General features: G+C 67.7%; 24 protein-coding genes and 1 tRNA gene. 16 read left to right on the forward strand and 9 right to left on the reverse strand.

All coding sequences use genetic code 11. From position 1 onward, the window contains the following. Positions 1-138: 138 nt before the first annotated feature. From OG302_RS21080 to OG302_RS21110, 7 genes are all read left to right on the forward strand, one after another. The gene (locus OG302_RS21080; protein ID WP_371528193.1) at positions 139-792 is read left to right on the forward strand and encodes a DUF2637 domain-containing protein; all 654 of its coding nucleotides are present in this window, start codon (positions 139-141) and stop codon (positions 790-792) included. Positions 793-810: 18 nt separating this feature from the next. Continuing rightward, positions 811-999 (forward strand): mobile element transfer protein, encoded by a 189-nt coding sequence (locus OG302_RS21085; RefSeq protein WP_371528194.1) that lies wholly within the window; start codon positions 811-813, stop codon positions 997-999. A 17-nt stretch (positions 1,000-1,016) separates the two neighbouring features. Then, a complete protein-coding gene (locus OG302_RS21090) occupies positions 1,017-1,397 on the forward strand; it encodes a hypothetical protein (RefSeq protein WP_371528195.1) in 381 nt (126 codons plus the stop codon). Between the two features lie 92 nt (positions 1,398-1,489). Then, positions 1,490-1,672 (forward strand): hypothetical protein, encoded by a 183-nt coding sequence (locus OG302_RS21095; protein WP_371528196.1) that lies wholly within the window; start codon positions 1,490-1,492, stop codon positions 1,670-1,672. A gap of 7 nt (positions 1,673-1,679) precedes the next feature. After that, positions 1,680-3,074 carry a replication initiator protein RepSA gene (repSA, locus tag OG302_RS21100; protein ID WP_371528197.1) on the forward strand — a complete coding sequence of 465 codons (1,395 nt, stop codon included), beginning with the start codon at positions 1,680-1,682 and terminating at the stop codon, positions 3,072-3,074. Then, entirely contained in the window at positions 3,071-3,259 is a 189-nt protein-coding gene (locus tag OG302_RS21105; RefSeq protein WP_371528198.1) for a helix-turn-helix domain-containing protein, read from the forward strand. Before repSA ends, OG302_RS21105 begins: the two co-directional genes overlap by 4 nt. After that, entirely contained in the window at positions 3,259-4,416 is a 1,158-nt protein-coding gene (locus tag OG302_RS21110) for a tyrosine-type recombinase/integrase (RefSeq protein WP_371528199.1), read from the forward strand. The genes OG302_RS21105 and OG302_RS21110 overlap by 1 nt, the downstream gene beginning before the upstream one ends. Before the next feature lie 55 nt (positions 4,417-4,471). On the opposite strand, the gene OG302_RS21115 is transcribed toward OG302_RS21110, so the two are convergent. The 9 genes from OG302_RS21115 to dnaA all read right to left on the reverse strand — a co-directional run bounded on the left by OG302_RS21115 (position 4,472) and on the right by dnaA (position 17,241). Further along, positions 4,472-4,548: transfer RNA gene (locus tag OG302_RS21115), tRNA-Ile, on the reverse strand. 259 nt (positions 4,549-4,807) lie between these two features. After that, a complete protein-coding gene (locus OG302_RS21120; protein ID WP_371528200.1) occupies positions 4,808-5,533 on the reverse strand; it encodes a DUF3566 domain-containing protein in 726 nt (241 codons plus the stop codon). An 18-nt stretch (positions 5,534-5,551) separates the two neighbouring features. Next, a complete protein-coding gene (gene gyrA / locus OG302_RS21125; protein WP_371528201.1) occupies positions 5,552-8,152 on the reverse strand; it encodes a DNA gyrase subunit A in 2,601 nt (866 codons plus the stop codon). 42 nt (positions 8,153-8,194) lie between these two features. Then, positions 8,195-10,264: a DNA topoisomerase (ATP-hydrolyzing) subunit B gene (gene gyrB, locus OG302_RS21130; protein ID WP_371528202.1), complete on the reverse strand. Its 2,070-nt coding sequence runs from the start codon at positions 10,262-10,264 to the stop codon at positions 8,195-8,197. Positions 10,265-10,529: 265 nt separating this feature from the next. Continuing rightward, positions 10,530-11,093: a DUF721 domain-containing protein gene (locus tag OG302_RS21135; protein WP_371528203.1), complete on the reverse strand. Its 564-nt coding sequence runs from the start codon at positions 11,091-11,093 to the stop codon at positions 10,530-10,532. Positions 11,094-11,115: 22 nt separating this feature from the next. Next, positions 11,116-12,237 (reverse strand): DNA replication/repair protein RecF, encoded by a 1,122-nt coding sequence (gene recF, locus OG302_RS21140; protein ID WP_371528204.1) that lies wholly within the window; start codon positions 12,235-12,237, stop codon positions 11,116-11,118. A gap of 81 nt (positions 12,238-12,318) precedes the next feature. Further along, on the reverse strand, positions 12,319-13,203 hold the full coding sequence (gene gnd / locus OG302_RS21145) for a phosphogluconate dehydrogenase (NAD(+)-dependent, decarboxylating) (protein WP_371528205.1): 885 nt from the start codon (positions 13,201-13,203) through the stop codon (positions 12,319-12,321). Positions 13,204-13,292: 89 nt separating this feature from the next. After that, positions 13,293-14,423, reverse strand: a complete 1,131-nt coding sequence (gene dnaN / locus OG302_RS21150) for a DNA polymerase III subunit beta (RefSeq protein ID WP_344518427.1) — start codon at positions 14,421-14,423, stop codon at positions 13,293-13,295. A gap of 895 nt (positions 14,424-15,318) precedes the next feature. Continuing rightward, on the reverse strand, positions 15,319-17,241 hold the full coding sequence (dnaA, locus tag OG302_RS21155; RefSeq protein ID WP_371528206.1) for a chromosomal replication initiator protein DnaA: 1,923 nt from the start codon (positions 17,239-17,241) through the stop codon (positions 15,319-15,321). Positions 17,242-17,608: 367 nt separating this feature from the next. Between dnaA and rpmH the strand changes: the two genes are divergently transcribed. The 9 genes from rpmH to OG302_RS21200 all read left to right on the forward strand — a co-directional run bounded on the left by rpmH (position 17,609) and on the right by OG302_RS21200 (position 24,576). Continuing rightward, positions 17,609-17,746, forward strand: a complete 138-nt coding sequence (gene rpmH, locus OG302_RS21160; RefSeq protein ID WP_006381191.1) for a 50S ribosomal protein L34 — start codon at positions 17,609-17,611, stop codon at positions 17,744-17,746. A 20-nt stretch (positions 17,747-17,766) separates the two neighbouring features. Continuing rightward, the gene (gene rnpA / locus OG302_RS21165; RefSeq protein WP_361828946.1) at positions 17,767-18,138 is read left to right on the forward strand and encodes a ribonuclease P protein component; all 372 of its coding nucleotides are present in this window, start codon (positions 17,767-17,769) and stop codon (positions 18,136-18,138) included. Continuing rightward, entirely contained in the window at positions 18,135-18,494 is a 360-nt protein-coding gene (gene yidD, locus OG302_RS21170; protein ID WP_361828944.1) for a membrane protein insertion efficiency factor YidD, read from the forward strand. The genes rnpA and yidD overlap by 4 nt, the downstream gene beginning before the upstream one ends. 3 nt (positions 18,495-18,497) lie before the next feature. Then, positions 18,498-19,793, forward strand: coding sequence for a membrane protein insertase YidC (yidC, locus tag OG302_RS21175; protein ID WP_371528207.1), 1,296 nt, complete (start codon positions 18,498-18,500; stop codon positions 19,791-19,793). A 14-nt stretch (positions 19,794-19,807) separates the two neighbouring features. Continuing rightward, complete coding sequence (locus OG302_RS21180) at positions 19,808-20,329, forward strand: R3H domain-containing nucleic acid-binding protein (RefSeq protein WP_135332061.1); 522 nt, start codon at positions 19,808-19,810, stop codon at positions 20,327-20,329. A gap of 99 nt (positions 20,330-20,428) precedes the next feature. Further along, complete coding sequence (rsmG, locus tag OG302_RS21185) at positions 20,429-21,145, forward strand: 16S rRNA (guanine(527)-N(7))-methyltransferase RsmG (protein ID WP_361828938.1); 717 nt, start codon at positions 20,429-20,431, stop codon at positions 21,143-21,145. 284 nt (positions 21,146-21,429) lie between these two features. Then, positions 21,430-22,506: a ParA family protein gene (locus tag OG302_RS21190; RefSeq protein ID WP_283779165.1), complete on the forward strand. Its 1,077-nt coding sequence runs from the start codon at positions 21,430-21,432 to the stop codon at positions 22,504-22,506. Continuing rightward, a complete protein-coding gene (locus tag OG302_RS21195; protein WP_371528208.1) occupies positions 22,503-23,651 on the forward strand; it encodes a ParB/RepB/Spo0J family partition protein in 1,149 nt (382 codons plus the stop codon). The genes OG302_RS21190 and OG302_RS21195 overlap by 4 nt, the downstream gene beginning before the upstream one ends. 307 nt (positions 23,652-23,958) lie before the next feature. Then, the gene (locus tag OG302_RS21200; RefSeq protein WP_371528209.1) at positions 23,959-24,576 is read left to right on the forward strand and encodes a GNAT family N-acetyltransferase; all 618 of its coding nucleotides are present in this window, start codon (positions 23,959-23,961) and stop codon (positions 24,574-24,576) included. Positions 24,577-24,640 lie beyond the last annotated feature (64 nt).

Below are 24,640 nucleotides of genomic sequence, written 5' to 3' on the forward strand. Positions count from 1 at the left end.
GCCTGAGGGGGGACTGCCCGCAGTGCGTGGACCACATGGTCAACGGGTGCCCCGGCTTCGACCGACGCTGACCGCGCCGGGGTGGGCGACAGGACACGAATCCCCGCCCTGGCTCAACCCCACGAAGGAGGTGAGGACATGAACCGCTCGATCCGCGTGGATGCGGTGCTCGTGCAAGCCGTCATCGCCGGTGCGCTGTCCTTCGCTCACCTGCATGACCTTGCCGCCGCTGCCGGACAAGACGGCTGGAAAGCCTGGGCCTACCCGATCTCGGTTGACCTGCTGTTGGTCGCCGCCTGGCGTCGGCTCCGGGCCGGTGGACCGTCCCGGCTGGCCTGGTGCTGGTTCGTGGTCGCCCTGGTGGCCTCGCTGGGCGCCAACGTGGCCACCGCCGGATTCCTGGACATGCAGCACCCCCCGGCCTGGCTGCGGTTCGGCGTTGCCGGATGGCCCGCGCTGGCCTTCCTCGGCGGCACACTCTTGGCCCACTCACCCAACCCGGCTGGGGACCGGGTGCCGGTTCCGCCGGCGCCCGCAGCCCCGGCCCCCGCACCTGAAAATCCCACCCCGGACCCGGAACCCGAGCACGAAGAGATCCCCATTTCCGAGCCGGTTGCAGCGCTGCCCGAAGCGGTGGCCCCTGCGGTTCCCCCGGCGCTCATCGAGCACGCCCGGAAGGTCGCAACCGAGCACCACACACGGACCGGAACCCGGATCGACGCGGCCACCCTGCGCGCCCGGCTCGGGGTCCCCGAAGCACTCGCCAGCACGCTCGTCGCCCAACTCGCCTGACACGAGAGGAGATCCACCATGCCTCGCCCGAACCGCTTCTACGACCTGATCCTTATCGGTCCCGTCAAGGTCGCCAGCTACAAGGACGGACGCGGACGCACCAAGCACACTGCCGCCTGCACGGCTCCGAACTGCGGCTTCTCCACCGAGCATGGCAATCGCTCGGCGGCTGAACTCGCGGCCCGCACCCACCGCTGCACGGTCTGACGAGGGAGCGCCGTCCCATGCGACTGCCTGACGAACAGTTCCGTGCCGGTCACATCCCCGCCGATCTCTACGAGCGTCTTCCGCCCGGCACCGACCCGCGAGCGGTCGTGATCGTGCAGGAGGCCCCCCGCTCCTACAAGGGCCCGATCCTGCTCACCCTGGCCATCACCGCAGGATGCGCGGTCGTGCTGCTGGTGCTCGCCTTCGTCGTCCAGATCATCGCCGCATCCATCATCGCGGTCCTTTCCGCGAGCTGCGGTCTCAGCTACACGCTCAACCGCGCATCCAAGAGCAGCGGTTCATCCGGCCGCACCTCCAAGGGCCGCTCCCGCTCACCTCGCAGGCGCCCTACGCGCTCACGGCCTGTTCGGTCCAAGAGTCGCTCTCGCAGGTACTAGCGCCCCCCGGGGCGGCCTCGGTCGCCAAACTTCCGCCGCCCCGGACGGCTCCGCCCATCCAGATCCAACGGACCCGAAAGGGAAGTCCCATCATGGCCCAGCCCACTCCTGCCCGTCGTATCTGCCGCGACTGCGACGGCTTTGCCACCGTCGCCATCACCACCGGCGCCCGCAACCGCGACGGCTCCCGCGTGACCCTTCAGGCCGACTGCCGCACCTGCAACGGCCACGGTCACACCACCCCGGCCGCCGCCTTCGCTCGCGCCGGACGGTGACCTGCTGATGACCGACACCGCCACCATGGCGGGCCTGGACCCGGCCACCCTCATCGACATCCTGAGGGTGGCCGGATCTCCCGGCTTCGACCGCGTCCAAGACCAGATCCGCCGCACCGGCGGCTGCTCCGACCCGATCCACCTCCAGGGCGCCACCGTCACCCGCGACCGCACCACCGGACAGGCCCTCTACTCCTACTCCACCGAGCACGAACCCGGCGGCAGACTCCGGGTCGCCTGCGGCAACCGCCGTGCCTCGCGCTGCCCCTCGTGCGCCTGGACCTACGCCGGGGACACCTACCACCTGATCCGTGCCGGTCTCGTCGGCGACCCGGACAAGGGCACCCCGCACACCGTGCGCGAACACCCCCGCGTCTTCGCCACCCTCACCGCACCCAGCTTCGGCCCGGTCCACAATCGGCCTGGCTCCCGTGCCTGCCGCTGCGGCACCCGGCACTCGGAGGACGCATCCGAGCTGGGCACCCCGCTCGACCCGGAGACCTACGACTACGCGGGCTCGGTGCTGTGGAACAACCACGCCTCCGAGCTGTGGCGCTTCTTCACGATCTACCTGCGCCGCGAGATCGCCGCCCGCGCCGGGCTCACCCAGAATGCCGCGAAGGAACAGGCCCGGCTGTCCTTCGGCAAGGTCGCCGAGTACCAGAAGCGCGGTGCGATCCACTTCCACGCCGTGATTCGGTTCGACGGTCCAGAGGGACCCGACACCCCGCCCCCGCTCTGGGCAACCCTCCAGCTGCTCACCGACGCCATTCATGCCGCCGCGTCCCGTGTTCGTGTCGACCTATTGGCTTCCGGCGACCAGCCCGCCCGCGTCCTGCGCTGGGGTGACCGGCTCGACGTCCAGCCGGTCAAAGCGTTCGGCGACGGCTCCGAGATCACGGAACAGGCCGTGGCCTCCTACGTCGCGAAGTACGCCACCAAGGCCGCCGAGACCACCGGCACCGTCGACCGCCGCATCGGCAACAAGGAGGCTCTGGCCCTGCTTGGCGTGCCCGACCACCCCCGACGGCTCATCGAAGCCTGCCTCGACCTCCACCACGCCTACCCAGACCGCAAGCTCCGCGACTGGGCCCACATGCTCGGCTTCCGTGGCCACTTCTCCACCAAGTCGCGCCGCTACTCGACCACCCTCGGCGCCCTGCGCCAGGTCCGCGCCGACTACCGCGCCGCTCAACACCGTGCCGCCCTCGGGCTGCCCGACCCCGGCGACATCCCGGAGGAGACCACCCTCACCCTCGCCCACTGGACCTACGCCGGGCACGGCCACACCCCCGGCGAATCCTGGCTGGCGGCCAACATCCGCCGCGACATCGAGCAGAACCGCGAACTCGCCCGCGAGGAGAAAGCCACGCTCCTCGACATGGAAGGAGCCGTCACGTGACCACCGCCGTACCCGAGTTGCTGACCGTGCCCGATGTCATGGCGCGACTCAAGGTAGGTCGGACCAAGGTCTACGACCTGATCCGCACGCACCGTCTGGTGTCCATCAAGGTCGACGGGTGCCGCCGTATCCCGGACCAGGCGGTTCGCGACTTCATCACCGGTCAGATCGGGGAGGCTGCCTGATGGCCAAGCGACGCCCCAACGGCGGAGGAACGATCACCAAGCGGGCAGATGGCCGCTACCAGGGAGCCGCGTACGTCACCGACTCGGACGGCAACCGCGTCCGTAAGTACGTGTACGGCCGGACGTGGGACGAAGCCAACGAGAAGCTCGGCAAGCTCCAGGACCAGGAACGGAACGGCATCCCGGTGCCGTCTCGCTCGTGGTCGCTCGGCGAGTGGCTGGCCTACTGGCTAGAGCACATCGTGAAGCCGGAGAAGGAGCACAACACGTACGTGAAGTACGAGTCCAAGGTGCGGCTCTACCTCGAACCCCACCTGGGCAAGAAGTCGATGGTCAAGCTCACTCCGGCGCAGCTCCGTGCGTTCATGAGTGCTCTCACGCGCGCGAAGGTCGGCGCGGCTACCCGCTTCGAGGTCCTGCGGACCCTCCGGAACGCGCTCAATCGCGCCGTGAAAGAGGAGATCCTCACGCGGAACGTCGCCCTGCTGGTCGACATGCCCAAGGTCAGCAAGGACAAGAGCAAGGCGTGGAACGCCCCGGAGGCGATCACCTTCCTCCGGGCGTCGCGTGCTCACCGCTTCTATGCCGCCTGCGTCCTGGTGCTCGTCCTCGGCCTTCGCCGCAGTGAGGTCCTGGGCCTGCGCTGGCAGGACATCGACTTCGAGACCGGACAGTTCACGCCGACCAAGCAGGTCCAGCGCGAGAAGGGCGTGGGCCTGGTCCTCAAGGACCTCAAGACTGAGTCCTCACAGGCGGTTCTACCCCTGCCAGAGTTCTGCGCCCGAGCCCTGGAGGAGCGGCGAACGCTGCAAGAGCTGGAGCGGAAGATCGTCGGTGATGCCTGGGCGCAAGAGCCGGGCTACGACGTGATCTTCTCGTCCGAGCGCGGTGGGCTGACGGACCCGGTCGGGTTCTCGCGGATGTTCAACGCTCTGGTGAAGCGTGCCGGAGTCCGCCGGATCACGGTCCGGCTCGCTCGGCACACCTGCGGCACCCTGCTCGCGTTCCTGAAGGTGCATCCCAAGGTCGCTCAGGCGATCCTTCGGCATAGCCAGATCAGCATGACCATGGATGTCTATACACACGTTGTGGGCGACGGGGAGCGGGAAGCCGTCTCGCTGCTCGCCGACCTGTTGGAAGATCCGCTCATCGGCTGATGTCAGCCGTAGATGTCAAAGACCCCCAGCCGCGATTGGCTGGGGGTCTTTGTGCTGGTGGGGCTAACAGGATTTGAACCTGTGGCCTCATCCTTATCAGGGATGCGCTCTAACCAACTGAGCTATAGCCCCGCCGCGCTGCGGTATGTCCCGCGCGCTGACCTCTGAAGATTAGCGCACGTGCGGGCCAGTCCCAAAATCGATACCTCCGCGGGCACCGGGCCGGCCGTGCGGGCCGGGCTCAGCCCGGCTCAGGCTGGTCCACCCCAGGGTCCGACCACCCCACTGCCCGGCCCAGCCGCAATACGGAACAGGGCCCCGCTCCGTACGAGCGAGACCCTGGACCAGTAACCAAGAGAGCGGGAAGAGAACGGGAAACGAGAGGCGAGAACTACTCGTCCTCGGCCAGCGTCAGCTCAACGCCGCCCACGAAGCCCGCGGAGAGGTTGTAGATGAACGCGCCGAGCGTCGCCAGCGCCGTGGCGAGGACCACGTCGATGACCGCGATGATCGTCGTGAACATCAGGACGCGCGGCAGCGACAGGAAGGACTGCAGGTCGAAGCCGTTGGACTCGTTCGAGCCCGTCGCCTCCGAGATCGTGCCGCCCACCGTGGAGAAGACGCCCATGGCGTCCATGACCATCCACAGCACGGCGGCCGCGACGATCGTGCAGATGCCGAGCGCGATGGAGAGCAGGAAGCTGACCTTCATCACCGACCAGGGATCGGCCTTGGCCACCCGCAGCCGCGCCTTGCGCGTACGAGGCATCGTGCGCGCCCCCGTCCGCGGCCTGCGCACGGAGCCCGTCTGGGATCCCTGCTGGTAGGCCTGCGGCGGGTGGTACGGCTGCGATCCCTGCTGCTGGGGCTGGCGCTCGCCGGGCAGAGCACCGGTGGCGTTCTGCGCCCCCTGGCCCCCTTGGGTCCCTTGGGCTCCTTGAGTCCCGCCGCCGTACTGCGCTGACTGTGCGGGCTGCGGCCCTCGGGTGTCTGTCACGGTTCCCCCCTGGGATCCACGAGACTCATGCGAGTCGGGAGAATCAGTGGCGGAGCCACGGACACCGTCTGTACCGGCTGGGCCGGCTCCACTAGCTCCGGCGCCCGTGGCTCCACTCACGATGACTCTCTCCTCGCGCTACTCGGCCGCGGACTCCGTGCCCTCGTCCGTACCGTCGGCCTGCTCGCCCTCGGCCGAATCGACGACGATGTCTCCGTCGACCTCTTCGGCCTCGCGCCCGGCCTCGGCGTTACGAGCGATACCGACCACGGCATCGCGCTTGCCCAGGTTGATCAGTTGGACGCCCATGGTGTCACGGCCCGTCTCCCTGACCTCGTTGACTCGCGTACGAATCACACCGCCGCCCAGGGTGATCGCGAGGATCTCGTCGGTCTCCTCCGTCACCAGCGCGCCCACGAGCTCCCCGCGGTCCTCCACGATCTTGGCGGCCTTGATGCCGAGGCCGCCACGGCCCTGGACGCGGTACTCGTCGACGTTGGTGCGCTTCGCGTACCCACCGTCGGTTGCGGTGAAGACGAAAGTACCCGGCCTGACGACATTCATCGAGAGCAGTTCGTCGCCACCGCGGAAACTCATTCCCTTGACGCCCGAGGTCGCGCGCCCCATGGGACGCAGCGCATCGTCCGTTGCGGTGAACCTGATCGACTGTGCCTTCTTGCTGATGAGCAGCAGATCGTCCTCGGACGAGACGAGCTCGGCGCCGATCAGCTCGTCGTCCTTGCCGTCGTCCGTCTCACGGAGGTTGATCGCGATGACGCCACCGGCGCGCGGTGAGTCGTAGTCCTTGAGCGGGGTCTTCTTCACGAGACCGCCCTTGGTGGCGAGCACCAGGTAGGGCACCGCTTCGTAGTCCCGGATGGCGAGGATCTCGGCGATCTTCTCGTCCGGCTGGAAGGCGAGCAGGTTCGCGACGTGCTGGCCGCGGGCGTCGCGTCCGGCATCCGGCAGTTCGTACGCCTTCGCGCGGTAGACCCGGCCCTTGTTGGTGAAGAACAGCAGCCAGTGGTGGGTCGTCGACACGAAGAAGTGGTCGACGATGTCGTCCTCCTTCAGCTTCGTGCCGCGGACGCCCTTGCCGCCGCGCTTCTGGGAGCGGTAATCCACCGTCTTCGTACGCTTGACGTAACCGCCGCGCGTGATCGTGACGACGATGTCGTCCTCGGCGATCAGGTCCTCCATGGACATGTCGCCGTCGAAGGGCACGAGCGCCGAGCGACGGTCCTCGCCGAACTTGTCGACGATCGCCGCGAGCTCCTCGCTGATGATCTGGCGCTGCCGCTCGGGCGAGGCCAGGATCGCGTTGTACTCGTTGATCTTCGCCTGCAGTTCGTCGTGCTCGGCGACGATCTTCTGGCGCTCCAGGGCGGCGAGGCGGCGCAGCTGCATCTCGAGGATGGCGTTGGCCTGGATCTCGTCGATCGAGAGCAGGCCCATCAGGCCCTCACGCGCGACGTCGACGGTCTGGCTGGCCCGGATGAGTGCGATGACCTCGTCGATGGCGTCCAGGGCCTTCAGCAGGCCGCGCAGGATGTGGGCCCGCTCCTCGGCCTTGCGCAGCCTGTACTTCGTACGCCGGACGATGACCTCGACCTGGTGCGTCACCCAGTGGCGGATGAACGCGTCCAGGGAGAGGGTGCGCGGCACGCCGTCGACGAGCGCCAGCATGTTGGCGCTGAAGTTCGACTGGAGGTCGGTGTGCTTGTAGAGGTTGTTCAGTACGACCTTGGCGACCGCGTCCCTCTTGAGGACGACGACGAGGCGCTGTCCCGTGCGCGAGGACGTCTCGTCGCGGACGTCGGCGATGCCGCCGACCTTGCCGTCCTTGACCAGGTCGGCGATCTTCTGCGCGAGGTTGTCGGGGTTGGTCTGGTAGGGGAGCTCGGTGACCACCAGGCACTGGCGGTTCTGGATCTCCTCGACCGCGACGACCGCGCGCATCGTGATGGAGCCACGGCCCGTGCGGTACGCCTCCTCGATGCCCTTTCGGCCCACTACTAGTGCGCCGGTGGGGAAATCGGGGCCCTTGATGCGCTCGATGAGAGCGTCGAGCAGCTCCTCGTGCGAGGCGTCCGGGTGCTCCAGCGCCCACTGCGCGCCCGCCGCGACCTCGCGGAGGTTGTGCGGCGGGATGTTGGTGGCCATGCCGACCGCGATGCCCGCCGAGCCGTTGATCAGCAGGTTCGGGAAGCGCGCCGGCAGGACCGTCGGCTCCTGGTTGCGGCCGTCGTAGTTGTCCGTGAAGTCGACGGTCTCCTCGTCGATGTCACGGACCATCTCCATGGCCAGCGGCGCCATCTTGCACTCGGTGTACCGCATGGCGGCCGCCGGGTCGTTGCCCGGGGAGCCGAAGTTGCCGTTGGAGTCCACCAGGGGCATCCGCATCGACCACGGCTGGGCCAGGCGGACCAGGGCGTCGTAGATGGAGGAGTCGCCGTGCGGGTGGTAGGTGCCCATGACGTCGCCGACGACGCGGGCGCACTTGTAGAAGCCCTTCTCGGGGCGGTATCCGCCGTCGTACATCGCGTACAGGACGCGACGGTGCACGGGCTTCAGGCCGTCCCGTACGTCGGGCAGCGCACGCGACACGATGACGGACATCGCGTAGTCGAGGTACGAGCGCTGCATCTCCGTCTCGAGCCCGACAGGCTCGACACGCATGCCCACGCCGGGGATGGCGGGCTCCTCTTCGGGCATCACAGGGGTGTTCTCGTCGGCCATTGCTGGTCAAAGTCCTTTCGAGGTGCGGCTTGTACGGCCGACTCAGATGTCGAGGAAGCGGACGTCCTTGGCGTTGCGCTGGATGAACGAGCGCCGTGCCTCGACGTCCTCTCCCATCAGCACCGAGAAGAGGTCGTCGGCCTGCGCCGCGTCGTCCAGGGTGACCTGGCCGAGCACGCGGTGGTCCTGGTCCATCGTCGTGATGCGCAGCTCCTCGGCGTTCATCTCACCGAGTCCCTTGAATCGCTGGACCGAGTCGTCCCGGAAGCGCTTGCCGGCCTGGCGGCCGAGCTCGACCAGCGCGTCGCGCTCGCGGTCCGAGTACGCGTACTGGAAGTCGTCCCGGCTCCACTTGATCTTGTAGAGCGGCGGCCGCGAGAGGTAGACGTGGCCGGACTCGACGAGCGGCCGCATGAAGCGGAACAGGAACGTCAGGAGCAGGGTGTTGATGTGCTGACCGTCGACGTCGGCGTCCGCCATCAAGATGATCTTGTGATAGCGGAGCTTCTCGATGTCGAAGTCCTCGTGCACACCCGTGCCGAAGGCCGAGATGAGGGCCTGGACTTCCTGGTTCTGAAGGATCTTGTCGATCCGTGCCTTCTCGACGTTCAGGATCTTGCCTCGAATGGGCAGGATCGCCTGGTACATCGGGTTACGGCCGGACTTCGCCGAACCACCGGCGGAGTCACCCTCGACGATGAAGATCTCGCACTTCGTCGGGTCGTTCGACTGGCAGTCGCTGAGCTTTCCGGGCAGCGAGGCCGATTCGAGCAGGCCCTTGCGACGGGTCAGGTCCCGCGCCTTGCGGGCGGCGACGCGGGCCGTGGCGGCTTGGATGCCCTTGCGGATGATGTCCGCGGCCTCGTTCGGATTCCGGTCGAACCAGTCCGTGAGGTGCTCGTGCACGACCTTCTGCACGAAGGTCTTCGCCTCCGTGTTGCCCAGCTTGGTCTTGGTCTGGCCCTCGAACTGCGGCTCGCCCAGCTTCACCGAGATGATCGCCGTCAGGCCCTCGCGGATGTCCTCACCCGTGAGGTTGTCGTCCTTCTCGCGCAGCAGCTTCTTCTCGCGCGCGTACCGGTTGACCAGGCCCGTCAGCGCGGCCCTGAAGCCCTCCTCGTGCGTACCGCCCTCATGCGTGTGGATCGTGTTCGCGAAGGAGTAGACACCTTCGGTGTACTGCGAGTTCCACTGCATGGCGATCTCGGCCGAGAGCATGCGCTCCTTGTCCTCGGCCTCGACGTCGATGACGGTCGGGTGGATCATCTCTCCCTTACGGGAGTTGAGGTACTTCACGAAGTCGACGATGCCGCCTTCGTAGTAGTACGTCACCGTGCGGGCCTCGGCGGCCTCGTCGTCGGTGGCCTCGGCCGAGTCCGCACCCGCCGTCGCCTTCGCCGAATCGCGCTCATCAGTGAGTTTGATCGTCAAACCCTTGTTGAGGAACGCCATCTCCTGGAAGCGCCGTGCCAGCGTCTCGAAGGAGTACTCGGTCGTCTCGAAGACGTCCGGGTCGGCCCAGAAGGTGACCGTGGTGCCCGTGTCCTCGGTCGCCTCGTGCTTGGCGAGCGGGGCCGTCGGCACACCCAGCTTGTAGTCCTGGGTCCAGCGGTAGCCGTCGGTCCTGATGTCCACGGCGAGCTTCGTCGACAGTGCGTTCACGACGGAGACACCGACGCCGTGCAGACCACCGGAGACCGCGTATCCGCCGCCGCCGAACTTGCCGCCCGCGTGCAGCACGGTGAGCACGACCTCGACGGCCGGCTTCTTCTCGACGGGGTGGATGCCCACCGGGATGCCTCGGCCGTTGTCGACGACGCGTACGCCGCCGTCGGCGAGGATCGTGACGTCGATTGTGTCCGCGTGCCCGGCGAGGGCTTCGTCGACGGAGTTGTCGACAACCTCTTGCACGAGGTGGTGCAGGCCACGCTCGCCGGTCGACCCGATGTACATGCCAGGTCGCTTGCGGACCGCGTCCAGACCCTCGAGGACGGTGATCGCGCTGGCGTCGTACAAGGCTGTGACCTCGCCGTTCTCGCCAGCGACGGTGGACGGGATGTTCTCGTTGGGGTTGCCGGAATCGGCCACGAAGCGCCCTTTCTGGCACAGCACAGGCCAAGCACCCGGCGGTGGCCGGAGCGGCTGCGTCGTTCAGCGATAGTCAGCGTTGTTCTATGCGTCCCACGCGTGGGGCGCGATTAGCTTCCAGTCTACCGGTAGCGCCGACAGTGATGGGGGTTTGCCGGTACCTGAGTCCGCATGTGCCGTCCTGAACCGGCATCATCCGACTCCCCATATGCGGCCCGGGGCTCTAAGAGGCTCACAGCGGCACTCAGCGCTTCGGGGTGTCAACCTTGAGCTACCACCCGGTACGGCCTCAGCCGTAGGTGTCCCCGGGGCCCATGCTGCCCGGCGCGCGCAGGGGTCCGAAGCGGCGCGCGGGGCCGCCGGGACCGAGGACTTTGATGAGGCGCACGGTGCCGTGGCCCAGGTCCTCGTTGAGGCGCGCGACCAGCTGGGGGGCCAGGAGCCGCAGGTTCGTCGCCCAGGCCGTGGAGTCGCACTGGACGGTCAGGACGCGCTCGTTCTCGTCGTACCGCTGCGGGACGCAGTGGTTGGCCAGGTCTTCGCCGACGATCTGCGGCCAGCGGCCCATCACCCCGCCGACCGCGGCCGGCGTCTCCCAGCCGCGCTCGGTGATCAGGCGGTTGATGGCGGAGCCGAGCGGCTGCGGGTCACGCCCGTCGGCGCGCGCGCCGGAGCGCAGGCCGCCCCTGCGGGCCTGCTTCTTCTGCTGCGCGGCGTCGCCACGCGCGCGTGCCTGTTCCTTGGCCGCGCGGAGGGCGACCCGGGCGAGGTCGACGCCGGAGGGCTCGGGGGTCTTCGGCTTCTCCTGGGGAGCGTCCAAGGGGGTGTCCTTGGCGGGCTCTTCGGCGCTCATGCGCGCTCCCTGTTGACGTGCGTCATACGCGCTCCACCGCGCCGTCCGCCACCGCGAACCGCGTCCCGGCGAGCACGCCCGGCACGTCGTCGTCGACCGCGGCCGTGACCAGGACCTGCTCGCCCGGCGCCACCAGCTCCGCGAGGCGCTCCCTGCGGCGCGCGTCGAGCTCCGCGAACACGTCGTCCAGGACGAGCACGGGCTCATTGCCTTCCGCGCGCAGGAGGTCGTACGAGGCCAGGCGCAGCGCCAGGGCGTACGACCAGGACTCGCCATGGCTCGCGTACCCCTTGGCGGGGAGCTGGCCGAGCTTGAGGAGCAGGTCGTCGCGGTGCGGGCCGACCAGCGTCACGCCCCGCTCGATCTCCTGCTTGCGCACCTCTTCGAGGGCGGCGATCAGCTGCTCGAACAGCACCTCGCGGGTGTGGCCATCGCCGGGCGCCGACGGCTTGTACTCCAGCGAGACGGGGCCGCCGCCGGGTGCCAGCTGTTCGTACGCCTTGTCGGCGAGCGGCTGCAGCGCGGCGATCAGGTCGAGCCGCTGGGTGAGCAGCTCCGCACCCACGCGCGCGAGGTGCTGGTCCCAGACGTCGAGGGTGGACAGGTCCATGGTGCGGCCACCGTGCCGCCGTGCCAGGGCCGCCGACTTCAGGAGGGTGTTGCGCTGCTTCAGCACACGGTCGTAGTCGGACCGCACACCGGCCATGCGCGGGGAACGCGCCGTGATCAGCTCGTCTAGGAACCGACGGCGCTCACCCGGGTCGCCCTTGATCAGCGCCAGATCTTCGGGGGCGAACAGCACCGTGCGGACGATCCCGAGCACATCGCGGGGCCTGACCTGCGAGGACCTGTTGATCCGGGCGCGATTGGCCTTGCCCGGGTTGAGCTCCAGTTCGACCAGCTGCTGGCGCTCGCCCTGCTGGACCGCGGCCCGGACGACGGCACGCTCGGCGCCCATGCGCACCAGGGGGGCGTCCGAGGAGACCCGGTGGCTGCCGAGCGTGGCGAGATAGCCGACGGCCTCCACGAGGTTCGTCTTGCCCTGGCCGTTCGGGCCCACGAACGCGGTGACTCCCGGATCGAGAGGGACCTCGACCCGGGAGTACGAGCGGAAGTCGGCCAGCGACAGATGCGTGACGTGCATGGTGTGCGCCGACCTCCCCCGGCTTACTTCACTTGCTGAGAGGCCTGTGGGAAACGGCTGGCGTTCCCCACAGGCTGTGGATCAGTTCTCGCTCTTGGACTCGACGGCGTGGCCACCGAACTGGTTGCGCAGCGCGGCGATCATCTTCATCTGCGGGGAGTCGTCCTGGCGCGAGGCGAACCGGGCGAAGAGCGAGGCCGTGATCGCGGGCAGCGGCACGGCGTTGTCGATGGCGGCTTCCACCGTCCACCGGCCCTCGCCGGAGTCCTGCGCGAAGCCGCGCAGCTTCGCCAGGTGCTCGTCGTCGTCCAGGGCGTTGACCGCGAGGTCGAGCAGCCAGGAACGGATGACCGTGCCCTCCTGCCACGAGCGGAAGACCTCGCGCACGTCCGTGACGGAGTCGACTTTCTCCAGGAGCTCCCAGCCCTCGGCGTAGGCCTGCATCATGGCGTACTCGATGCCGTTGTGGACCATCTTCGAGAAGTGGCCGGCGCCGATCTTGCCCGCGTGGACCGAGCCGAAGTCACCCTCGGGCTTGAGGGCGTCGAAGATCGGCTGGACCTTCGCGATGTTCTCGGTGTCGCCGCCGTACATCAGGGCGTAGCCGTTCTGCAGGCCCCAGACGCCGCCGGAGACGCCGCAGTCGACGAAGCCGATGCCCTTGGCGGCGAGCTGCTCGCCGTGCTTCTCGTCGTCCGTCCAGCGGGAGTTCCCGCCGTCCACGACGACGTCACCGGGCTGGAGCAGCTCGGCGAGCTCGTCGACGGTGGACTGGGTCGCGGCTCCGGCCGGGACCATCACCCATACGACGCGCGGGCCCTTGAGCTTGCCCACAAGCTCTTCGAGGCTGTGGACGTCCGCGACGTCCGCGTTCCGGTCGTATCCGATGACGGTGTGGCCTGCGCGGCGGATGCGCTCGCGCATGTTGCCGCCCATCTTGCCGAGGCCGACGAGACCGAGCTCCATCAGTGGTTCCTTAAGTCGCGATGTGGCGTGGAGGCACCTTCGTACCCGCGTCCGAGCCTACGCCCGGACGCACGCTCACACCTGTGGGCTCAGCCGCTCAGACGTACCGGCATGATCAGGTACTTGTAGGCCTCGTCGGCCTCCGCGTCCACGGCCGGCCTGCCGCTCAGGAGTGCGGGCTTCGTCGACGTCGTGAACGACAGCTGGGCGACCGGGGAGTCGATCGCGCTCAGGCCGTCGAGCAGGAACGTCGGGTTGAAGGCGATCGAGACGTCGTCGCCCTCGAGCTGGGCGTCGACCCTCTCCACAGCCTGTGCGTCGTCGCTGGAGCCGGCCTCCAGGATCAGCACGCCCTGCTCGAAGCTGAGCCGGACCGGAGTGTTCCGCTCGGCCACCAGGGCCACGCGCTTCACGGCCTCGACGAACGGGGCGGTCTCGATGACCGCGATCGAGTTGAACTCCGTGGGGAAGAGCGTCTTGTACTTCGGCAGGTCGCCCTCGAGGAGACGCGTGGTCGTACGCCGGCCTGCGCCCTCGAAGCCGATCAGGCCCTCACCGGCACCGGAGCCGGACAGCGCCAGGGTGACCGTGTCGCCGCTCGTGAGCGCCTTGGCGGTGTCCAGGAGCGTCTTGGCGGGCACCAGGGCGACCGCGGACGCCTCGGGGTTCTCCGGCTTCCACAGGAACTCGCGGACCGCGAAGCGGTAGCGGTCGGTGGAGGCCAGCGTGACGGTGTCGCCCTCGATCTCGATGCGTACGCCGGTCAGGACGGGCAGCGTGTCGTCGCGGCCCGCGGCGATGGCCACCTGGGCGGCGGCGGAGGCGAAGACCTCACCGGGGACCGTGCCGGTCGCGGTGGGCATCTGCGGCAGCGCGGGGTACTCCTCCACAGGAAGCGTGTGGAGTGTGAATCGCGAGGAGCCGCAGACCACCGTGGCCCGCACACCGTCTGTGGAGATCTCCACCGGACGGTTGGGAAGGGCGCGGCAGATGTCGGCGAGCAACCGGCCGGAGACGAGGACCGTGCCCTCGTCGTCGATCTCGGCGTCTACGGAGACACGCGCCGAGACCTCGTAGTCGAAGCTGGAGAGGCTGAGTGCGCCTTCCTCGGCCTTCAGCAGCAGTCCCGCCAGGACAGGTGCCGGTGGCCGGGCCGGGAGACTGCGCGCCGCCCACGCCACCGCCTCTGCGAGTACGTCGCGTTCCACCCGGATCTTCACTTAGCCGCCCTCCTGCTGTTGCTGGCACTGGGGACCAGTCTGACGCACCGCACTGACAGCGGGTGCCCGTCGGGGTCAAGTCGTGACGAGCGGCGTCGGAGGTCCAGAGGGCGAGTTGTGCACAGGCCCCTCTTCCAAGCGAATTTCCCGGTAACTCTAAGTGGGAGTAGTAGTAGGGCCTGTGGAAACCGTGGATAACCGTGTTTTCGCAGGTCAGTGCCGGTTTTTTATCCACTGCGCCTGTGGGCGGAGGCGGTGGACAACCGGTGGTTTCTGTGGACGGGCGAAAGTTCTGCACACCCGATGCACAGGCAGGGGCTACTTCTCCCCAGCGCTGTCCCCAGCTTTACCCACCTTCCCCACAGGCCAACCGACCACCTTGGTGTGACGCCTTTCACTCGGCACGGTGACGGGGCGCGTTGCGTTGCCGAACAGTGGACAGGCGTGTGGAGAAGCTGGGGAAAGCTGGGGACAACCGGCTCGAGCCTGTGGGTTGCCGGTGGACAAGTTCGTGCACAGCCTGTGGACGAGATTTTCCTCCACAGGCTGTGGAGGACCGTCGTCCACCAATCCACAACCACCTGACCTGGCTTGATGATCCTTCAGCAGGGTCCCCTGTGGACATCATCTGGACAACTTCCCGGTCCCCAGGGTGTGGAAGGAAAAAAGGACACACATCTGTGGAGAACAGGCCTCTCAGCTGGGGAAATCGAACAGCGGCGGGGGACGAACGGGCTCCACGCGCGCGTACGCAACGGCAAAGGGCGCCCCGGCAGTTGTCCCGGGGCGCCCTTCGTGACGTGTCAGCGATACGTCTCCGTGGCTCTCAGCGCGTCTGTGAGCAGCTCTGTGCGCGTGTCCGCGAGCGCGGACCGCGTGTCTGCCGAAGCCTGCGTCAGCCGTTCTTGATGCGGTTGGTGAGCTCGGTGACCTGGTTGTAGATCGAGCGCCGCTCGGCCATCAGCGCGCGGATCTTGCGGTCCGCGTGCATGACCGTCGTATGGTCGCGGCCGCCGAACTGAGCGCCGATCTTGGGCAGCGAGAGGTCCGTGAGCTCGCGGCAGAGGTACATCGCGATCTGGCGCGCCGTCACCAGGACGCGGCTGCGGGAGGATCCGCAGAGGTCGTCCACGGTCAGTCCGAAGTAGTCCGCGGTCGCGGCCATGATGGCCGGCGCGGTGAGCTCCGGGGCGGCGTCCTCACCGCCGGGGATCAGGTCCTTGAGGACGATCTCCGCCAGGCCCAGGTCCACCGGCTGTCGATTGAGCGAGGCGAAGGCCGTGACCCGGATCAGCGCGCCCTCGAGCTCACGGATGTTGCGTGAGATGCGGGACGCGATGAACTCCAGGACCTCGGGCGGGGCGTTGAGCTGCTCCTGCACCGCCTTCTTACGAAGGATGGCGATACGCGTCTCCAGCTCGGGCGGCTGGACGTCGGTGATCAGTCCCCACTCGAAGCGGTTGCGCAGCCGGTCCTCCAGGGTGACCAGCTGCTTGGGCGGCCGGTCACTGGAGAGCACGATCTGCTTGTTCGCGTTGTGGAGCGTATTGAAGGTGTGGAAGAACTCCTCCTGCGTCGACTCCTTGCTCGCGAGGAACTGGATGTCGTCGACGAGCAGGATGTCCATCTCGCGGTACCGCTTGCGGAAGGTGTCGCCCTTGCCGTCGCGGATGGAGTTGATGAACTCGTTCGTGAACTCCTCGGAGCTCACGTAGCGCACGCGCGTGCCGGGGTAGAGGCTGCGGGCGTAGTGCCCGATCGCGTGCAGAAGATGCGTTTTGCCGAGCCCGGACTCCCCGTAGATGAAGAGGGGGTTGTAGGCCTTGGCGGGCGCCTCGGCGACGGCGACGGCCGCCGCGTGCGCGAAGCGGTTCGAGGCACCGATGACGAAGGTGTCGAAGAGGTACTTGGGGTTCAGGCGCGCGGTGGGTTCGCCGGGGGCCGACGCGGGCGCCGGCTGCGCGGCCAGTGGGCCGGGGGTGCCGCTGCCATGGACGCCGTGGCCGTTTCCGTGGCCGCCGCCCCTGGGGTCGTGGCCGCCGGAGCCCGGGGACTGGTCGTGACGCTCGCGTCTTTCGTGACGGTCGTGGCGGTCCTGCTGATCCTGCCGGTCCTGGCGCTCCTGCCGGTCCTGCCGGTGCTGGTCGTACGGGGAGTGCCCCTGCGGCGGCTGCGAGCGGTAGTCGTGCTGCGGCTGCTGAGGGCTCGCGTACGGGTCCCGCTCGGGGAAGCCGAGCCGCGGCTGCTGCCAGCCGTAGTCGTCCTGCTGCTGGGGCTGCTGCTGCGGCCAGGCGCTGGGCCCGGGGCGCTGGTAGTCGGGGTACGCCGGGCGGGCGGTGGGCAGCTGGTCGGGTCCGCGGCCCGGGGAGTGCTCGTCCGGGGTGCGGCGGCCGTAATTGTCGTACGGCTCGTGGCCCTGACCGGGGCCCGGGTGCTGCTCGGGCTCCTCGTAGCGCTGCTGCTGTTGCTGGCCGGACTGATGCTGGCCGGGCTGGTGCTGGAGCGGCGGCGCCGGCGGGGTGGGCCTGTCCATGGGGTCGCCGACCGAGTCGTCCACCGTGATGGCGATACGGATCGGTCGGCCGCACTCGCGGCTCAGCGATTCACTGACGATCGGTGCGAGGCGCCCTTCGAGTACGCCCTTGGCGAATTCGTTCGGTACGGCCAGCAGAGCGGTATCGGCGACCAGCGCCAGTGGCTGGCAGCGCTTGATCCAGCGCTCGTCCTTCGCGTCTACACCGTGCCCCCGCCCCTCACCCAGCAGCTGCTCCAGAACTCGTGGCCACACTGCGGCAAGATCGGCAGGTACGTCAGCCACAAGGCACGCTCTCTCACGGGGTCCCACGAAGGTGTGGTTCTTGGGACGGAAATCGGGATGGGCAGGGAGAAGGGAATGAATCGGAGTTTGGCCAAGGTAGTCAGGGCAATGGCTGCGGTTCAAGTTGTTGTCCACAGGCTGTGCACAGTGTCTCTCCCTGACGGGCGGTTTGACCGGATGGCGTAGCCCCGCGTACCGTGACCAGGTCGAGTTGTCGATGGCTGCTGCCGCCTGCCTCCGATGGGCAAAGATCACGATCTGTGATTGTGAAGCGGTGCACTCGGTGCGTATTCGCGAGCTTCTCGTGGGCGCACGGTGACAGCCAGGCGATGTCCCGCCTCCACACAATCATTTCTGGAGCCCCCGAGTGAGCAAGCGCACCTTCCAGCCGAACAACCGCCGTCGTGCCAAGACCCACGGCTTCCGCCTGCGGATGCGCACCCGTGCCGGCCGCGCGATTCTCGCGAACCGTCGTGGCAAGGGTCGCGCCAGCCTTTCCGCCTAATCGCATTAGGTCATGACGTCGTGCTGCCTACCGAGCATCGGCTGAGGCGGCGCGAAGACTTCGCGACCGCGGTACGCCGAGGACGACGGGCCGGACGCCCGCTTCTCGTCGTCCATCTACGTAGCGGTGCAACGGACCCGCACGCGCCTGGGGAGAGCGTTCCCCCGACGCGTGCGGGTTTCGTCGTGAGCAAGGCCGTTGGCGGAGCCGTCGTACGCAACAAGGTGAAGCGCAGGCTTCGCCATCTGATGCGTGACCGGGTGGCTCTGCTGCCCCCCGGTAGCCTGGTAGTCGTACGAGCGTTGCCCGGATCGGGCGACGCCGCCCATGCACAGCTGGCCCAAGACCTGGACGCCGCCCTTCAGCGGCTGCTGGGAGGGGGCGCTCGATGAAGTACCCACTGCTGGCTCTGATCAAGCTGTACCAGTGGACGATCAGTCCGCTGCTTGGTCCGGTGTGCAAGTACTACCCGTCGTGTTCCCGCTACGGCTATCTGGCCATCGACCGACACGGTGCGATCAAGGGAACGGCGCTCACTGCCTGGCGCATCCTTCGGTGCAATCCGTGGTCGCTCGGTGGTGTCGACCATGTCCCGCCGCGCAAGCGACCGCGGTGGCACGAGATGCTGCGCACCATGTGGCGCGAACGCAAGGGCGGGCCCTCCGCCGCTGGCGTGCCCTCCGGGGAGATCGCCCCGGATACCCCGAGCCCGGCCGCCGAGACCCCGTCCCATGCTCAAGGAGCCTGATTAGTGGACACGATTGCCAGTCTGTTCAGCTTCATCACGACACCCGTTTCCTGGGTCATCGTCCAGTTCCACTCGTTGTACGGGGCGATCTTCGGCCCTGACACGGGCTGGGCCTGGGGCCTGTCCATCGTGTCCCTGGTGATCTTGATCCGTATCTGCCTGATCCCGCTCTTCGTGAAGCAGATCAAGGCGACCCGGGCGATGCAGACGCTGCAGCCCGAGATGAAGAAGATCCAGGAACGCTACAAGAGCGACAAGCAGCGTCAGTCCGAAGAGATGATGAAGCTGTACAAGGAGTCGGGCACCAACCCGCTCTCCTCGTGCCTTCCCATCCTGGCGCAGTCGCCGTTCTTCTTCGCGCTGTACCACGTGCTCTCCGGCATCGCGTCGAACGACACCATCGGCGTCATCGACAAGCCGCTCCTGGAGAGCGCCCAGAAGGCGCACATCTTCGGCGCCCCGCTGGCCGCGAAGTTCATGGACAGCGAGGAAAAGGTCGCGGCGCTGCACGCCTCGCTGACCGACGTCCGCGTCGTGACCGCGATCATGATCTGCCTGATGTCGTTCTCGCAGTTCTACACGCAGCGTCAGCTGATGACGAAGAACGTGGACACGACGGTCAAGACGCCGTTCATGCAGCAGCAGAAGATGCTGATGTACGTCTTCCCGATCATGTTCGCCGTGTTCGGCATCAACTTCCCCGTCGGCGTTCTCGTCTACTGGCTGACCACCAACGTGTGGACCATGGGCCAGCAGATGTTCGTGATCCGCCGGAACCCGACTCCGGGCTCCAAGGCCCAGGCCGCGTTCCTGGAGCGCCTGCAGAAGCAGCTCACGCACACCAAGAAGGTGCGGGGCCGTGGCAACGCGAACGTCATCAAGGCGATCGTCGCCAAGGGCCGTGACCGCAACGAGTTCGAGCGCAAGTTCATCAACGGTCTGAGCAAGGCGGGCCTCGTGGCCCAGGCCGACGGCTCCGTCGCGCAGAGCGATTCCGCTGTCGCCACGGAGACCGAGGACGGCACGCCGGCCGCCGCCGGCGGTGCCCCGAAGCGGCAGCAGCCCAAGCGCCAGAGCAAGTCGCAGCGCCAGTCCGCCGCCGCACACGGCAAGGCGGAGAGCGACACGGAGACGGCTTCGGAGGCGAAGACGTCACTGGAGAAGACTCAGGACGAGCCTGAGGACGCCGCTCCCCAGGGCAAGCCCGCGGGTGGCAAGTCCGGGTCAGGTAACGCACGCCAAGCCAAGTCGGGGCAGCGCAAGGGCCAGCAGCGGCCCAAGCACCCGTCCAAGAAGTAGAAGGAGTCCATCCCGTGACGGAAGGCACCACCGCCCCCGCCGAGGCCGAGGTCGAGGCCGGCGACACTCTCACCCGCCTTGAGCAGGAGGGTGAGATCGCGGCGGACTACCTCGAGGGTCTGCTGGACATCGCCGATCTCGACGGCGACATCGACATGGACGTCGAGGCCGACCGCGCCGCTGTCTCGATCATCAGCGACTCGAACAGCCGTGATCTGCAGAAGCTCGTCGGCCGTGACGGTGAGGTCCTGGAGGCGCTCCAGGAGCTGACGCGTCTCGCGGTGCACCGCGAGACCGGTGACCGCAGCCGCCTCATGCTGGACATCGCGGGCTACCGCGCCAAGAAGCGTGAGGAGCTCTCCGAGCTGGGCGCCAAGGCAGCGGCCGAGGTGAAGAGCTCCGGTGAACCGGTGAACCTCAAGCCGATGACGCCCTTCGAGCGCAAGGTCGTGCATGATGCGGTCAAGGCCGCCGGTCTGCGCAGCGAGTCCGAGGGCGAGGAGCCGCAGCGCTTCGTCGTCGTCCTTCCTGCCTGATCGCACGTAGTTTCCCCGGCCCCGTCTGTTCGCAGGCGGGGCCGGTCTTTGTCAGCCTGATAGTCAGCCACCCCAGTGCGGTACGGAAGGACGGTCCCCGTGACGGAGGCAGCGGAGCTCCCCTCGGCGCCCGAGCAGGCCCGGGCGGTATTCGGTGAGCGTTTCTCGGACGCGGTCCGGTACGCGGAGTTGCTGGCCGACGCGGGAGTGCAGCGAGGTCTGATCGGCCCTCGCGAAGTGCCTCGGCTGTGGGAGCGGCATCTGCTGAACTGCGCGGTCCTCTCCGAGGTCGTGCCCGAGAACGTGATGGTGTGCGATGTCGGCTCGGGGGCGGGTCTGCCGGGCATTCCGCTGGCTCTCGTCCGCCCGGACCTGAAGATCACGCTGCTTGAACCACTGCTGCGGCGGACGACCTTCCTCACCGAAGTGGTCGAGCTGCTCGGACTCGACCATGTGACCGTCGTGCGGGGGCGCGCCGAGGAGGTCCTTGGGAAGCTGCCTCCCGTCCACGTGGTGACCGCGCGGGCTGTTGCGCCACTGGACCGGCTCGCGGCCTGGGGAGTGCCGCTCCTGCGTCCCTACGGGGAGATGCTTCTGCTCAAGGGCGACACGGCCGAGGAAGAGGTCAAGGGCGCGGGTGCCGCACTGAGCAAGCTCGGTGCGGTGACCACCTCGGTGCTGCATGTCGGCGAGGGCGTGGTGGACCCGCTGTCCACGGTGGTACGGGTCGAGGTCGGGGAGAGCCCCGGCGGTGTGCGCTTCGCAGCCAAGCGCGCGAAGGCTGCTCGTACGAACCGAACCCGGCGTCGTCGCTGAGCCTTCCGGGCCGCGTCGTTCATCCGTCCTGACGACGAGCCATACTCCACAAAAGCTGCCAAACGTACGCATACCGGGGTGTCGCGCAAGCGGCACCCCGGCTGCCGTGCATCGTGTTTCACGTGAAACGTCGCTCACTGCTGCATGGCATCATCAGTCGCGGCCGCGCTGCGGAACCTCGCGAGCGTCGGCCACTCGGTTCCCTCGATAAGGGAACGGAGTTGTCCACAGAGGTGGATTCGTCCACAGAAGACCGGGCCTCGCTGGTTCACGACCCTCAAAGCATGGGAGGCTCTGTTCATTGCGAGCCTGAAGTCGAGGAGAGTGAATCCTTGCGGTCCGACGCCAACATCGCGGGACCGATGACCGATCCGGTCCCCGGTCCCCGTACCGAGTCGGCGGGGGAGGATGTTTCACGTGAAACACCGCCCCCGATGGACGACACCCCTATCGGTCGTGCTGCCCAACTGGCGGTGGAAGCCCTGGGCCGCGCAGGCGAAGGCCTGCCACGACCCGAGCAGACCAGAGTCATGGTGGTCGCCAACCAGAAGGGTGGAGTGGGCAAGACGACGACAACCGTCAACCTCGCCGCTTCACTCGCTCTGCACGGCGCGCGTGTCCTGGTCATCGACCTCGACCCGCAGGGCAACGCCTCCACGGCTCTGGGTATCGACCACCACGCCGAAGTGCCGTCCATCTACGACGTGTTGATCGACAGCAAGCCGCTCTCCGAAGTCGTGCAGCCGGTCCCTGATGTCGAAGGACTCTTCTGTGCCCCGGCCACCATCGATCTCGCCGGTGCGGAGATCGAGCTGGTGTCACTGGTGGCACGGGAGAGCCGACTGCAGCGGGCGATCCAGGCGTACGAGCAGCCGCTGGACTACATCCTCATCGACTGCCCGCCGTCCCTCGGGCTGCTGACGGTCAACGCCCTGGTTGCCGGCGCGGAGGTGCTGATCCCCATCCAGTGTGAGTACTACGCACTGGAGGGCCTCGGTCAGCTCCTGCGCAACGTCGACCTGGTGCGGGGGCACCTCAACCCGCATCTGCACGTCTCGACGATCCTGCTCACCATGTACGACGGCCGCACCCGGCTTGCTTCACAGGTGGCGGACGAGGTGCGCACCCACTTCGGCGAAGAGGTCCTGCGGACGAGCATTCCCCGCTCGGTCCGCATCTCCGAGGCGCCGAGCTACGGGCAGACCGTGCTCACCTACGATCCGGGATCGAGTGGTGCCCTCTCGTACTTCGAGGCGGCACGGGAGATCGCGCTTCGCGGCGTCGGTATTCGCTACGACGTACAGCACGCCCACATGGGCGCTCAGAATGATCAGCACAGCACGACGGAGGGGATGCAGTGAGCGAGCGACGGAGAGGGCTGGGTCGTGGCCTCGGCGCCCTGATCCCTGCGGCCCCGACGGAGAAGTCGACCGCCCAGGCCATGAGCGGAGCGGCGGCCTCGCCCAGTGCTGCACCGGTACTCACCGCCGAGAGGGGTGTGGCTGCCGCGAAGGTGACAGCGCTCCCGCAGAGCCCCGTTTCACGTGAAACGGAACGGCCGACGAACGAAGCGGTGGAGATCGAGGAGAGTCCGGTCGGCGCGCACTTCGCCGAGCTGCCTCTCGACTTCATCACGCCCAACCCGAGGCAGCCCCGTGAGGTCTTCGACGAGGACGCACTCGCCGAGCTGGTGACCTCCATCAAGGAGGTCGGACTCCTCCAGCCTGTCGTCGTACGGCAGGTAGGAGACTCGCGCTACGAGCTCATCATGGGTGAGCGGCGCTGGCGGGCTTGCCGTGAGGCAGGACTCGAGCGCATCCCGTCGATCGTCCGAGCCACGGACGACGAGAAGCTTCTCCTGGACGCGCTCCTGGAGAACCTGCACCGCGCGCAGCTGAATCCGCTGGAAGAGGCTGCCGCCTACGACCAGCTGCTCAGGGACTTCAACTGCACACACGACCAGCTGGCGGACCGGATCGGCCGCTCCCGCCCGCAGGTCTCGAACACGCTGCGGCTGCTGAAGCTGTCGCCGGCGGTTCAGCGCAGGGTCGCTGCCGGGGTGCTCTCCGCGGGCCATGCCCGTGCTCTGCTGTCCGTCGAGGACTCGGAGGAGCAGGATCGCCTGGCGCACCGGATTGTGGCCGAGGGGCTCTCGGTGCGGGCCGTCGAGGAGATCGTGACCCTCATGGGTTCGCGGCCGCAGAGCACTCCGCGGGCCAAGGGGCCGCGTGCGGGCGCTCGGGTTTCGCCGTCACTGACCAGCCTTGCCACGCGTCTCTCCGACCGGTTCGAAACCCGGGTGAGGGTGGACCTGGGGCAGAAGAAGGGCAAGATCGTCGTCGACTTCGCCTCGCTGGAGGACCTGGAGCGCATCCTTGCGACGCTCGCTCCAGGTGAGGGGCCGGTCCTGAAGAACGGACTCGCCGAGGGCTCCGACGAAGCCTCCGACGAGGACTCCGTCGAGGACTCCGTCGAGGGCGACTCGTCCAAGGGCAAAGAGGCCTGAGCCTCATCACGTAGTCCGACGAGAGCGGGCCGTGTCCGGTGTGTACCGGAACACGGCTCGCTCTTTGCTTTCTTACGGTATCGGTGCAATCGCATCGTGGATACGATGCGATTGGGTATGGCACATCCAGCTGGCGACACCTCATTGGGGAGGGGAGGGCCATGCGATCGGTGAGCCGCACCGGACTGATGACTGCGGGCCTTGGGCTGGGAGCCGTCGGCGGATTCGTCGGCAGCCTGCTGAAGGAACGGAGCGCTCTGACTGCCGCCCGTGATGCGGCGGGCGAAGGAAGTGAGGAACAGCCTTCATGGGGCGTCGGCTCGTACCGCTCACGCTGGACAACCTTCCGGACCTTCCCCAGCGTTGCCGGACGTGTGTCTTCTGGGAGCTGGACCCGGTCAGCGGCCAGGCCGCAGTAAAGGCCGGTACGGCGGAGCTGGAGAAGGAAGCGTGGATCTCCGCCGTCCTGCTGGAGTGGGGATCCTGCGGTCGCGTCGTCTACGTCGATGATGTCCCGGTGGGCTTCGTGCTCTACGCCCCGCCTGCCTACGTGCCGCGGGCCACCGCCTTCCCGACGAGCCCCGTGTCCCCCGATGCCGTGCAGCTGATGACCGCCTGGATCAGACCGGGATATCAGGGCCAGGGGATCGGCCGTGTCATCGTCCAGACCGTGGCGAAGGATCTGCTGCGCCGGGGGTTCAAGGCGATTGAGGCCTTTGGGGATGCCCGATGGGAGAAGCCCGCCTGTGTGCTGCCCGCCGATCACCTGCTGGCGGTGGGCTTCAAGACGGTCCGCCCGCATCCCTCATATCCACGGCTGAGGCTTGAGCTGCGTACGACGCTCTCCTGGAAGGAGGACGTCGAGTTGGCGCTCGACCGACTCCTCGGAGCAGTACAGAAGGAGCCGGTGCTCCGGCCGCTCTGATCTGGCTCGCCCCGTCACAGGCTCACTGCTGTCATGCGAATGGGCCAGCCCTTGAGGGCTGGCC

The sequence above is a fragment of the Streptomyces sp. NBC_01283 genome (assembly GCF_041435335.1).
Lineage (GTDB): Bacteria > Actinomycetota > Actinomycetes > Streptomycetales > Streptomycetaceae > Streptomyces.